This is a genomic window from Microbispora sp. NPDC046933, assembly GCF_040644635.1.
Lineage (GTDB): Bacteria > Actinomycetota > Actinomycetes > Streptosporangiales > Streptosporangiaceae > Microbispora.
Map to the genome: position 1 here is coordinate 186,067 of NZ_JBEYWW010000011.1, position 12,775 is coordinate 198,841.

Here is a 12,775-nt window from a genome sequence, read left to right on the forward strand (position 1 = left end):
GACGTCTTGAGGGCCCGGACGTCTTGAGGGCCTGGGCGTCCCCGCCCCCGGCGCACGTCATCCGGTCGCGCAGGCCGTCCCGTTCAAAGTGAAGGCGGTGGGGGCGGGGTTGGCGCCGCTGTATGACCCCTGGAAGCCGAAGTTCGCCGTGCCGCCGCCCGCGCCGATGGTCCCGTTCCAGGTGGCGTTGGACGCGGTGACCTGCTGGCCCGACTGGGTGACCGTCGAGTTCCAGTAGCCGGTGACCTTCTGGTTGCCGGCGTAGGTCCACTGGAGTCGCCAGCCGTCGACCGGGCTCGACGACCTGTTGGTGATCGTCACGTCGGCGGTGAACCCGCTGCCCCAGTCGTTCACCTTGTACGTCACCACGCACCCGCCGGACGACGACGGCGACGGCGACGGCGACGGGGAAGGGGAAGGGGAAGGGGAGGGGGAAGCGGACGGCGAGGGGGAAGCAGAGGGAGACGGCGAGGGCGAGGGCGAGGGGGACGGGCTGGCGCCCGTGTAGGTCAGCCCGAAGCCGTACTCGAACAGCGCCTGCTTGCCGTCCCCGGCGTTGATCGGCTGCTGGTCGGCGCTGCGCATCCAGGTCATCGGCAGCTTCGCCGTGGGGGCGTGGTCGCCGAACAGCACGTCGGCCACGCCGCGGCCCTCGGTGCCCGGCAGCCAGGCCGCCACCAGCGCGTTCCACTGGTCGATCTGACCGGCGATGTCCAGCGGCCGGCCGGAGACGAGCACCACGACCAGCGGCACGCCGGACGCCTTGAGCCGCTGCAGCGTGGCCAAATCGGTGGAGTCGAGGCCCATCGACCCGGTCCGGTCGCCCTGGCCCTCCGCGTACGGCGTCTCGCCCACGACGGCGATCGCCGCACGGTAGGAGGAGTCGATGCCGCTGCCGTCACGGTTGTAGGTGACCTGTGTGCCGGAGCCGACGGCGTCGCGGATGCCCTGCAGGATCGTGGTCCCCTGCGTGATGTTCCCGGACGAGCCCTGCCAGCTGATCGTCCAGCCGCCGCTCTGGTTGCCGATGTCGTCGGCGCTCTTGCCGGCTACGAAGATCTTGCCGCCGCTCTTGCCGAGCGGGAGCACGTCGCCCGCGTTCTTCAGCAGGACCAGCGACTTGCGTACGGCCTCGCGGGCGACGGCGCGGTGTGCCGCGCTGCCCACGGTGGACGTGTAGGACCGGTCGGTCAGCGGCCTCTCGAACAGCCCCAGCTCGAACTTCTTGGCCAGGATGCGCCGGTTCGCGTCGTCGATGCGTGACATCGGGATCCGGCCCGCCTGGACCTCCGACTTCAGCAGCGAGACGAACTTCTTGTAGTCGGTCGGCACCATCACCATGTCGACGCCCGCGTTGACCGCCGTGGTGATCTCGTTCGCGGTGAAGCCGGTCTGGCCGTCGAGCTGGTCGATGCCCGCCCAGTCGGTGACCACGAAGCCCGTGAAGCCCAGCTCGCCCTTCAGCACGTCGGTGAGCAGGTACTTGTTGCCGTGCATCTTCACGCCGTTCCAGGAGCTGTAGGACACCATCACGGAGCCCACGCCGCGCTGCACGGCGGCCTTGAACGGCGCGAGGTGGATCGCGCGCAGGTCGGCCTCGCTCAGCTCGGTGTTGCCCTGGTCCCTGCCACCGGTGGTGCCGCCGTCGCCCACGTAGTGCTTGGCGGTGGCGAGGATGGAGGCGTTCCCGGCCTTCTGGAAGCCGTCCACGATCGTCGTCATCTGGGTGACGAGCTGCGGGTCCTCCCCGAAGGACTCGTACGTGCGGCCCCAGCGGTCGTTGCGTGCCACGCACAGGCAGGGCGCGAAGGTCCAGTCGATCCCGGTGCCCGACACCTCCTCGGCCGTCGCGCGCCCCACTCGCTCCACCAGATCGGGATCGCGGGTCGCCCCGAGCCCGATGTTGTGCGGGAAGATCGTCGCGCCCACGACGTTGTTGTGCCCGTGCACGGCGTCGACCCCGTAGATCATCGGAATGCCGAGTGGGGTGGACAGCGCCTGCCGCTGGAAGTTGTCGTACATGTCGGCCCAGGACGACGGGGTGTTCGGGGAGGGCGCCGAGCCGCCGCCGGACAGGATCGAGCCCAGCCGGTAGGTCGCCACGTCGGAGATCGTCGTCAGGGCCGCCCTGTCCGCCTGGGTCATCTGCCCGACCTTGTCGTCCAGCGACATCCTGGACAGCAGGTCGTCCACCCGCGCCGCCACCGGAAGGCCCGGATCCTTGTAGGGGGCGTCCGCCGCCCGCGCGACCCCGCGGTCGGCGATGAAGACGGCGCTCAGCGCCGCGGCGAGCAGCGTCACGAGCGCGGTGACCCAGACGGGCCTCAGCCGGGATGTCATCACGTCCTCCTCGATGTCGCCGCCGACCGTAGGAATCGCCACGATTCAGGTCAAACAATGTGACTCCCGGACACTCGCCACCAGCCGCGTACGACGAAACTTTCACGCAGAATTCGAGAGGCGGGTTCGGCCGAGGGCGGAATCGCCGCGGGCGAAGATCGTGCCGACGGCCGTCCCGGTGGTTCTAGCGTCGCGGCATGGACGTCGTCGAACTTCTGCCCAGCCTGTATTTCCTGCGCTTCCCCGTCGGGCACGTCTACCTGTGGCGCGACCCGGACGGGCTCACGCTGATCGACTCCGGGGTTCCCGGCTCCGCGCCGCTCATCGAGGACGCCGTCCGCTCGCTCGGGCACGCGCCGTCCGACGTACGGCGTCTGGTGCTGACGCACTTCCACGAGGACCACACCGGCTCGGCCGCCGACATCGCGTCCTGGGGCGACGTCACCGTGTACGCCCACCGCGACGACGCGCCCTTCGTCCGGGGCGAGGCGGCCGGGCCCCCGCCGGTCCTGTCCGGATGGGAGCGGGAGCTGTGGGACCGGGTCCACGGGGGCATGCCGCACGTGACCGCGCCGCCCGTACGGGTGGACCGCGAACTGGGCGACGGCGACACGCTGGAGTTCGGCGGCGGGGCGCGGGCGCTGGCCGTGCCCGGTCACACGCCCGGCAGCCTCGCCGTGCACCTGCCGGGGCCGGGCGTGCTGTTCACCGGCGACACCGTCGCCCGCGCTCCCGACGGGCAGGTGATCCTCGGCGTGTTCAACGCCGACCCGCCCGCGGCCGTCGCCTCGTTCGCGCGGCAGGCGGCCCTCGACGTCGAGATCGCCTGTTTCGGCCACGGCGAGCCCGTCACGGAGGGCGCGTCCGGCCTCCTGCGGGCCGCGGCCCGCAGGATGTCACCGGATCCCGAGTGAACGGGCGGACGCGGGGGCATGAACCTTGCCGGTCCCGTCCCCCAGCCTGTCCGAGCCCGCCAAGCCCGCCAAGCCCGACCGTCCGAGCCTGACCGTCCGAGCCTGACCGTCCGAGCCTGACCGTGTGTGCCGGGGTGCCGGCCGCGACCAGAGGGGCGCCCATGCGCATCACCGCCGTCGAATCGACCGAGCTGTTCGTACGCGTGGCCACCGGCCAGGACCCGCGCCAGGTGGTCCGCGTCGTCCTCGGCGAGGTGCCGGACGGCGCGTCCCCGGTGGTCGAGGTCACCGGCCCGGGGGTGCGGGGCGAGCGGAGCCTGAGCGCGCGGGGCCAGGCGGTCCCGGAAACAGCGCCGGCGGGAACGCCGGCGAGGGCGCCCGCGGAGGTGCCGGTGGAGATGTCCGTGGAGGTGCCGGTGGAGGCCGCCGCGCCCGCCGCGGTCCCGGGCGCACGCGTCCCGATCACCGTGCGGGCCGCCGCGGGCCGGGAGCGGTGCACGGCCGAGGGCGAGCTGCTCGTGGCCGAGCCGGGGTGGACGGTCTGGATGATCCCCCATTTCCACTACGACCCGGTCTGGTGGAACACCCAGGCCGCCTACACCGCCACCTGGGACCACGCGGGCGGCCCGGCGCAGGCGAACCGGCAGGAGTTCCAGCACGCGGGATTCGACCTCGTCCGGCTCCACCTGGACACCGCCAGGAGGGAGCCCGGCTACAAGTTCGTGCTCGCGGAGGTCGACTACCTCAAGCCGTACTGGAACGCCCACCCCGAGGACCGGGCTTACCTGCGCCGCCTGCTCGCGGAGGGCCGGCTGGAGATCATGGGCGGCACCTACAACGAGCCGAACACCAACCTGACCGGCCCCGAGGCGACGATCCGCAACATCGTCCACGGGATCGGCTTCCAGCGCGACGTGCTCGGCGGCGATCCGGCCACGGCCTGGCAGCTCGACGCGTTCGGGCACGACCCGCAGTTTCCCGGGCTGATCGCCGAGGCGGGGCTGACCTCCAGCTCGTGGGCGCGCGGGCCGTACCACCAGTGGGGCCCGATGCTCGCGGGCGGAGGCTGGGGCGACCCGTCGGTGATGCAGTTCCCCTCGGAGTTCGAGTGGCTGTCGCCGTCGGGGCGCGGGGTCACGACCCACTACATGCCGGCCCACTACAGCGCCGGGTGGTGGATGGACTCCGCGCCGGCCCTGGAACAGGCCGAGGCCGCCGTCTACGAGCTGTTCACGTTGCTCAAGAAGGTCGCCGCGACCCGCAACGTGCTGCTGCCCGTCGGCACCGACTACACCCCGCCCAACAAGTGGGTCATGGAGATCCAGCGCGACTGGAACCGGCGCTACGTCTCGCCCCGGTTCGTCTGCGGGCTGCCCAGGGAGTTCTTCGCCGCCGTGCGGGACGAGGGCGTCCGCCTGACGCCGCAGACACGGGACATGAACCCGATCTACACCGGCAAGGACGTGTCGTACATCGACACCAAGCAGGCGCAGCGGCACGCCGAGACGCGGCTCGCCGACGCCGAGAAGTTCGCCGCCGTCGCCGCGGCGACCCTCGGCGCGCCCTACCCGCACGGCGCCCTCGACAAGGCCTGGCGCCAGATCGCGTACGGCGCGCACCACGACGGCATCACCGGATCGGAGTCCGACCAGGTCTACCTGGATTTGATGACGGGCTGGCGGGAGGCGTACGACCTGGGCGGGCGGGTCCTAGACGCGTCGCTGCGCCGCCTCGGCGAGGGCCTGACCGGCGTCGCCGTCTGGAACCCCTCCTCCTGGACGAGGACCGACCTCGTCCGCGTACGGCTGACGCTGCCCGAGCCGGGGTCGTACGGCGTGACGCTCGACCCGCCGGTCGGGGGCCTGCTGCTCGAACACCCCGAGCGGCACCCCGACGGCAGCCTCGCGGCCGTGGACGCGGTCTTCGTCGCCGGCGACGTGCCCGCGCTCGGTTACCGGACGTTCCGGCTGGCGCCCACCGCCGAGCCCGCCCCGATCGGCTGGGCCGTACGCGAGGGGACCCGGATCGAGAACGCCACGCACGCGGTGGAGGTCGACCCCGAGCGCGGCGGGACGGTGTCGAGCCTCATCGTGGAGGGCCGCGAGCTGCTGCAGCAGGGCCGGGTGGGCAACGAGCTGCTCGTCTACGACGAGCACCCGGCGCACCCCCGCTTCGGCGAGGGTCCGTGGCACCTGGTGCCGAGCGGCGAAGTGAGCGGTTCGGCCGCGGCTCCCGCTGAGGTCACCGTCGCCGAGTGCCCGGCGGGGCGGCGGATCGTCGCCTGCGGCAGGGTCGGCCCGGTCGTCTACACGCAGGAGATCACGCTCTGGGACGGGCTGCCGCGGGTGGACCTCACCACCCACGTGGACGAGTTCCACGGCTCCGACGTGCTGCTCCGGCTGCGCTGGCCGGTGCGGGTGCCGGGGGCGCTGCCGGTCAGCGAGGTCGCCGGCGCCGTCGTCGGCCGCGGGTTCGGCCTGATCGACGTGGACTCGGCGGAGCACCCGTGGACGCTGGACAACGCCGCGCACACCTGGTTCGCGCTGTCGTCCACCGCCCGCGTCGTGCTGCGCTCGCCCGCCGGACGCCCTCTCGGCGCGCGGGCCGTCGGCGTCGCCGAGATCATCGCGCCACCCGCCCCGGCGCCGTCCGGGCCGCCCGCGCCCGAAGGGCCCGCGTCCAAAGGGTCCGCGCCGGCCGCGCCCGCGTCGGGTGGGAGACCAGGGGTGCCCGCCGACGGGCTCAGGGACCTGGCCGTGGCGCTCGTGCGGCAGGGCGTGACCTCGACGTGCTCCACCGGGCCCGGCCCCCGGTACGGGAACCTCGCCGTGGACTCCAACCTGCCCGACGTGCGCATCGCGATCGGCACGCCCGAGGAGAACCCGTTCGTCGCGGCGCTGCTGGACGACGCGGAGGCGGCGGAGCTGCGCGCGCGTCTCGACGCCGACGGCCGGGCCCGCCTGTGGGTGCCGGCGGACGAGTCGCTGGAGAAGGTCTGGGTGCCGGGCGCGGACCTCACCGGCCCCCGCGATCTTCCGGTGCTCGTGGTCTGCGGCGAGGGCGCGGTCGAGGAGCTGGTAGCGGACCTCGCCGACGCGGCTGTGGAGGTGGTGACGGACGCCGAGCCGGCCGACGCGGTCCTCGACGACTTCACCGTCGGGATCGTCAACCGGGGCATCCCGGGCTTCGCGATCGATCCGTCGGGGGCGTTGCACGTGTCGCTGATGCGGTCGTGCACCGGCTGGCCGTCCGGCGTGTGGATCGATCCGCCGCGCCGCACCGCGCCCGACGGCTCCGGTTTCCAGCTCCAGCACTGGACGCACACGTTCGAGTGCTCGCTGGTGGCCGCCCCGGGCGACTGGCGGGCGGCCGATCTCGTACGGCTCGGCCACGACGTCAACCACCCCCTGTCGGCGACCGTGGGGGAGGACGGGCCGGCGGGCGAGTCGCGGTCGTTCCTGGAGACCGGGCCCGGCCTGGTCCTCACCGCGCTCAAGGCGTCCGGGAACCCGATCGCCTCGGGCCGGACGCCCGGTCCGGTGACCGGCCTGACCGCGCGCGTGTACGAGGCCGGCGGCCGGACCGTCCCGCTGTCGATCGCCACGACACTGCCCCTGGGGGCGGGCACTGGGGGCGCGGGCACTGGGGGCGCGGGGACTGGGGGCGCGGGGACTGGGGGCGCGGGCGTTGGGGGCGTCGGGGAAATCGGCGGCGCGGTGCCGTGGCGGCGGGCCGACCTCCTGGAGCACGCCATTGGAGACGCCCCCGCCACGCTCGACGGCATGGAGATCGTCACGCTGGTCGCCCCGCTCCGTCCCCGGCCCGCGACCGCGGACGTGGGCGGAGAGCGGGCCGGCCGCCTTGAGGGGGGCGTCGCGGCGGCAGGCGGCCGGGCGGCGGCCGGTGGGAGTGCGCGGCCGATGCCGGAGACCGAGCCGCACCAGCCGATCCACACGCGCTACTGGCTGAACAACACCGGGCCCGCGCCGATGGGCGACCTGCCGGTCGCCGTGCATCTGTCCCCGCTCGACCTGGACGTCGCGGGGCCGGTGGAGCTGACCCTGACCATCGCCTCCGGCCTCACGGAGGACCGGGCGGAGGGCGTGGTCACGCTCACCGCCCCCGACGGCTGGTCGGTGGAGCCCGCCGTCCGGCCGTACGTGCTGCCTCCAGGAGGCCACGCCACCGTGCCGGTGCGGCTCACGCCGCCCCTGGACGCGGAGGGCGGCCTCTACCTGCTCGGCGCGCGCACCGAGTTCGGCGGCCAGGCGTACGAGGACGTGACCCGGCTGCACGTGTTCCGGCCGGGTGAGGGCGGACGGCGGTCGCCGGGGCTGGAGGTGACGCTGGAGGGTCCCGGCGGCCCGCCGCACCTGCGGCTGACGCCCGGAGGCCGGGCGGAGATCGTGGTCCTGCTGCGGTCCGAGGCGCGGTCGCCGGTTTCCGCGCAGGTGCAGCTCGTCGGCCCGTGGCAGACGTTCGAGATGTTCCCCGAGTGGAACACCGGGGCCGTCGTGCCGCCCGAGGGCGAGGCGGAGGTGCGCTTCCCGGTACGCGTGCCGCCGGGCACCCGCCCGGGCCGCTGGTGGGCGCTCGTGAAGATCGCCTGTGCCGGGTGGCTGCACTACACCGACACGATCGAGGTCGAGGTCGAGCCGTGAACGGCCCGGACGCTCCCCGGACCGGTACGGCGTCCGATGGGGAGGGCGGCGGGGGGCGCCCTGTTCCGCGGGCCGCGGCGGTGGCGGGAGATCGGGTGATCACGGTCGCCGAGGTGGAGCGGCGGCTCCGCCTGATGCGCGGCGGCCCGCTCGCGGCCCGGCTGCCGCGCCCGGAGACCGCCGAGGGCCGCAACCTGCGCCGCTGGCTGGTGCAGGTCATGGTGGCCGAGACGCTGGCCGAGCAGGAGGCGGCCCGTCTCGGCCTGCCGGTCGGGCACCCCGCGCGGCCGGGACATCCTCTGCTGGCCGGGCACCCTCTGTCGGCCGGGCACTGCCCGCCGCCGGGGGCGGAGCCGGCGCTCACGCTGGCCGGGGCGCTCCGGACGGGCGGCGTCGCGGCCGCCGTCCTGGTGACGACGCCGGCCGCCAGGGAGGTGTGCCGGGCGCTCGCCGCGGGCCGCGAGCCGTCCGAGGACGAGGTGCGCGACTACTACCGGCGCAACCTCGACCGGTTCACCACGCCGGAGACGCGCTGGGTCCGTCCGTTCGGGCCGGTCCGGCGCGGGCAGATCGCCGGGCCGATCGAGGACGCGGTCTTCGCCGCCCGCGAAGGTGAGACGGTCGGGCCCGTGGAGGGCCCCGGCGGCCCCTGGACTCTGGTGGTCGAGCGGATCGAGGCGGCGCGGCGGGAGCCGTACGCGGCCGTGCGGGAGCGGATCCGCGCGGAGCTGGCCAAGGAGAGCGGGGAGCGGGCCTTCGCCCGCTGGCTCGACGCACGGCACGCCGACTCGGTCGTGCTCGCGCCGGGGCACGAGCATCCGGCCGACCCGGCCCAGCCCGACGCCGGCCACCGGCACTGACCACGCGAAACACCCCGCTCCCCGGCGGTCCGACCCCGGCGTTTCGGGGCACGTGAGTAGGCATGGCACAGCAAGTCAGCGCCTTCGACGCGCAGTTCCTCAACTTCGAGACGGGCACCAACCTCGCGCACATCGCGGCGCTCACGATTCTCGACCCCTCCGGCAGGCCCGGCGGCGCGCTGACCCGTGAGGACCTGATCGCGCTGCTCAAGCGGCGGCTCCATCTCGCGCCGCCGCTGCGCAGGCGGCTGGTCGAGGTGCCCTTCGGGCTCGACCACCCCTATTGGGCGGAGGATCGCGAGGTCGACTTCGACTACCACGTACGGGATCTGGCGCTGCCCCCTCCCGGCGACGACCACAAGCTCGCCGAGCAGGTCGCCCGCCTGCACGGGGCACGGCTCGACCGTGGGCGGCCGTTGTGGGAGATCTACCTGATCCACGGCCTGGCCGAGGGCCGGGTGGCGATCTACACGAAGGTCCACCACGCCGCCGTCGACGGCGTCACCGGGGCCGAGGTGCTGGCCGCCGTGATGGACTTCGAGCCGGAGCCGGCCGACGTGCCCGCTCCGGAGGCCGCGGCCGAGCCGCAGGAGGCCCCCGATGCGCTGGAGATGCTGATCAGGGGCGTCGCGCGGGTGCTGGACAACCCGTTCGCCCTGCTGCGCTTCGTCGCCGAGGCGATGCCGCGGCTGGACGAGGTGCCGTTCGTGGCGCAGCTTCCGGGGGCCGGGCTGGTCTCGCGGTTCGTCCGGGGCATCGGCGGCGGGGACGCCGAACCCCTGCCCGAGCTGCCCAGGATGGTCGTGCCCCGCACACCGTTCTCCGGGCCGATCTCGCGGCACCGCCGATTCGCGTTCGGCCAGTTGCCCCTGGACGAGGTCAAGCGGATCAAGAACGCCTTCGGCGTCACCGTGAACGACGTCGTCATGGCGATGTGCGCCACGGCGCTGCGACGCTGGCTGGCCAAGCGCGACGAGCTGCCCCGTCAGCCGCTCGTCGCGGGAATCCCGGTCTCCACCCGGGGACAGGCCGCCAACGGCTCGGCCGCCAACGAGGTCATGCTGACCATGACCACCCTGCCGACGGACGTGGCCGACCCGCGCGACCGGCTGCTGTCGGTGAACCGCTCGATGCGACTGGTCAAGGAACGCCTCGCCGCGGCGCCGGCGGCCTGGCTCCTGGAGTTCAGCCAGGCGATGCCGGCCGCGCTGAGCGCGCTGGCGGCCAGGTCCGCCTTCCGGATCGCCTCGCGTGCCGCACCCGCCATGAACCTGCTGGTCTCCAACGTGCCGGGACCTCAGACGCCGCTCTACGTGTACGGGGCGCGGGTCCTCGCGCTCTACCCGATGTCGGTGATCACGGACGTCAGCGGGGGGATCAACATCACGGTGTTCTCCTACGACGGCAGGCTCGGCTTTGGGATCGTCACCGACCGCGACATGGTGCCCGACGTGTGGGACCTCATCGACTACCTGCGGGACTCGCTGGCCGAGTACGGCACCCTGGCGCCCCCGGCCGAGCCGGCCACGGCGAAGCCCGCCAGGCCCGCGAAGCCGCGAAGGACGGCGAAGGCGGGCGCGGCGGCGGCACGCGGCGCGCGGGCGGCCGAGGGGCCGCCGCAGGAGCAGGGCACGGCGGCGAAGCGGAGGCGGACGCGCAAGCCTCCGGAGCCGCCGCCCGGCTGAGGTCCTTCACACGCCCTCGCCCACGACCGGCCACCGTCGGTCAGGAGAGGGCGTCGCCCGTCGTGCGCGGTCCAGTGTGGTCCGCGCCGAGACCGGACGTGGAGCCGGGGACGGCAGGGGGCTGTGTCCCCTGTCCGCCGTCTCCCAGCGTCAGCGCCGCGATCCCGGCCGTGAGCAGCAGGGCGAAGACGGCGGCGATCACGGCGAACACGATCGACTGCCGGGACATGCCGGAGCGTGGAGGGAGCGGGGGAGCGGACCCCTGCCGAGACCCCGGCGGCCGGTGACCGGGAGGCCGGAGGCCCTGTGGTTGGTGACCCTGTGGTTGGTGACCCTGTGCTTGGTGGATCGGTGCCGCGTTCGGCGCGGTCACCGCGCGGCGCAGGTCCTGACCGCCGGCGGGAACGCCTCCGCCCGGGCCGGTGAGCGAGTGCCCCGCGGCGGGGGTGCGAGCCTGGACAGGCCGCCGCTCCCCGGGGTGCTGACCGAGCGCCGCGGCCGGCCCGGAGGGGGACGGGGTGGGCGGGGACGGGGCGGGACCGGAGAGGGACGGAACGCTCCACCCCGGAACGCCGGCCAGGTTTCCGGGTGCGCTGCTCGCCGGGCCCATGGGTGCGCCGGCCGGGCCCTCGGGCGCGGCGGAGTGCGGACGGTCCCCCGGGGCGGAGCCGTCCGGTGCCAGGGCGGTGAGCGCGTCCCGCAGCCCGGCGGCCGTCTGGATCCGCCGGGCCGGATCGGTCGCCATGCCGTGGCGCAGGACGTCGGTGAGCGCGCCGGGCACGCCGGGGATGTCCGGGATCGGCAGCCGGTGCAGCGCCATGATGGCCGCGATGTTCACCACGCCGCTGTCCGGGAAGCGCGGCGGCCTGCCCTGGAGCAGGGCGTACAGCGTGGCCGCGAGCGCGTACACGTCCCCGGCGGCCGTGGGCTCGATGAGGTCGAACGCCTCCGGCGGAGCGTAGGCGGGGGTGAGCGACTCGCGCGTGACCGACACCTCGCCCTGCGCCGCGCCGCCCTGCCCCGGCATCGTGGCCAGCCCGAAGTCCGACAGGGCCACCATGCCGTACGAGTTGACCAGGATGTTGGCGGGCTTGACGTCGCGGTGGAGGACGCCCACGGCGTGGGCGGCGGCCAGCGCATCGGCGATCTTGATGCCGATGTCGCGCACCTCGCGGGGGCCGAGCGGGCCGCCGTCGCGCAGCCGGTCGGCCAGGGACCCGTTCGGGCACAGCTCCAGCACCATGTACGGCCGGCCGTCGGGCAGCACGCCCGCGTCGTAGACGTCGGCCACGTGCGGGTGGCCGGACAGGGCGCCGGCGGACGTCACCTCGCGCATGAACCTGCGCCGGTCGCGGTCGGAGACGAGCACGCGGTTGTCGACCTTGAGCGCGACCTCGCGGCCCACCGCGAGCTGCCTGGCCCGGTACACGACCCCGAAGCCTCCCTGGCCCAGGATGCCGAGCACCTCGTAGCCCGACACCAGCGGCCCGCCCGCCTCGCCCACCCCGCACCTCCAGAGGACCCGGCGGAACCGTTCACCAGAGAGTCCCGGACCGGAAAATCCCGGACCAGATACCCGCGTCCGGCACATTACCGGAGCGATCGCCCATAGGGCCCGGTCTTGATCCAGGCGACGCGGAATCGGCACCTATGCTGTGCTCATGACGGGGCTCACGACGGGAGGCGCCACCACGGGAGGCGCCACCACGGGAGGCGCCACCACGGGAGGCGCCACCACGGGCGGCCGGAGCCCGGAGCGGCGCAGGGACCTGCTCGACGCGGCCGACCGGGTGATCCGCAGGGAGGGCCCGCAGGCGTCGATGGCCGCGATCGCGGCGGAGGCGGGCATCACCAAGCCGATCCTCTACCGTCATTTCGGCGACAAGAGCGGCCTGTACCAGGCGCTCGCGGAGCGCCACACGCGTGTCGTGATCGATCTGCTGCGCCCGGAGTTCGCCAGGGCCATGGCCGATCCCCGGGTTCGCGCCCGGGCCACCATCGAGGCATACCTGGAGACCATCTCGGCCAACCCCAACCTCTACCGCTTCCTGTTCCACCGGGCCAGCGCGGAGGACAGCCGCACCCACACCCAGATGGCCGCAATCGTGCGCAGCATCGGCGAGGAGCTGGGCGCGGTGCTCGTGGAGGAGGGCGTCGCCGACCCGGTACGCGCCCGGGTGCTCGGCCACGCGTTCGTCGGCATGGTTCAGGCGATCGGCGACTGGTGGCTGGAGAACCCCGGGCTCGACCGGGACACGGTGGTGGACAGCCTCGTCGACGTGATCGCCGGGGCGCTCACATCCTGAGGCCGTCCA

Annotated in this window: 7 protein-coding genes; 5 read left to right on the forward strand and 2 right to left on the reverse strand. The window is 74.0% G+C overall.

The genetic code is table 11. From position 1 onward, the window contains the following. Positions 1 to 57: 57 nt before the first annotated feature. The gene (locus tag ABZ857_RS17275) at positions 58 to 2,340 is read right to left on the reverse strand and encodes a glycoside hydrolase family 3 N-terminal domain-containing protein (RefSeq protein ID WP_357043940.1); all 2,283 of its coding nucleotides are present in this window, start codon (positions 2,338 to 2,340) and stop codon (positions 58 to 60) included. Between the two features lie 197 nt (positions 2,341 to 2,537). Here ABZ857_RS17275 and ABZ857_RS17280 point away from each other — a divergent pair, with 197 nt between their 5' ends. The 4 genes from ABZ857_RS17280 to ABZ857_RS17295 all read left to right on the forward strand — a co-directional run bounded on the left by ABZ857_RS17280 (position 2,538) and on the right by ABZ857_RS17295 (position 10,460). Continuing rightward, entirely contained in the window at positions 2,538 to 3,254 is a 717-nt protein-coding gene (locus ABZ857_RS17280; protein ID WP_357043942.1) for an MBL fold metallo-hydrolase, read from the forward strand. Positions 3,255 to 3,415: 161 nt separating this feature from the next. Then, positions 3,416 to 7,915, forward strand: coding sequence for an NEW3 domain-containing protein (locus ABZ857_RS17285; protein WP_357043944.1), 4,500 nt, complete (start codon positions 3,416 to 3,418; stop codon positions 7,913 to 7,915). Between the two features lie 95 nt (positions 7,916 to 8,010). After that, a complete protein-coding gene (locus ABZ857_RS17290; protein WP_357043946.1) occupies positions 8,011 to 8,775 on the forward strand; it encodes a peptidylprolyl isomerase in 765 nt (254 codons plus the stop codon). Between the two features lie 62 nt (positions 8,776 to 8,837). Beyond that, entirely contained in the window at positions 8,838 to 10,460 is a 1,623-nt protein-coding gene (locus ABZ857_RS17295; protein ID WP_357043949.1) for a wax ester/triacylglycerol synthase family O-acyltransferase, read from the forward strand. 40 nt (positions 10,461 to 10,500) lie between these two features. Here ABZ857_RS17295 and ABZ857_RS17300 read toward each other — a convergent pair whose 3' ends face one another. Further along, on the reverse strand, positions 10,501 to 11,964 hold the full coding sequence (locus ABZ857_RS17300) for a serine/threonine-protein kinase (RefSeq protein ID WP_357043951.1): 1,464 nt from the start codon (positions 11,962 to 11,964) through the stop codon (positions 10,501 to 10,503). Between the two features lie 157 nt (positions 11,965 to 12,121). Between ABZ857_RS17300 and ABZ857_RS17305 the strand changes: the two genes are divergently transcribed. Further along, a complete protein-coding gene (locus tag ABZ857_RS17305) occupies positions 12,122 to 12,766 on the forward strand; it encodes a TetR family transcriptional regulator (protein WP_357043952.1) in 645 nt (214 codons plus the stop codon). The last annotated feature ends 9 nt before the right edge of the window (positions 12,767 to 12,775 follow it).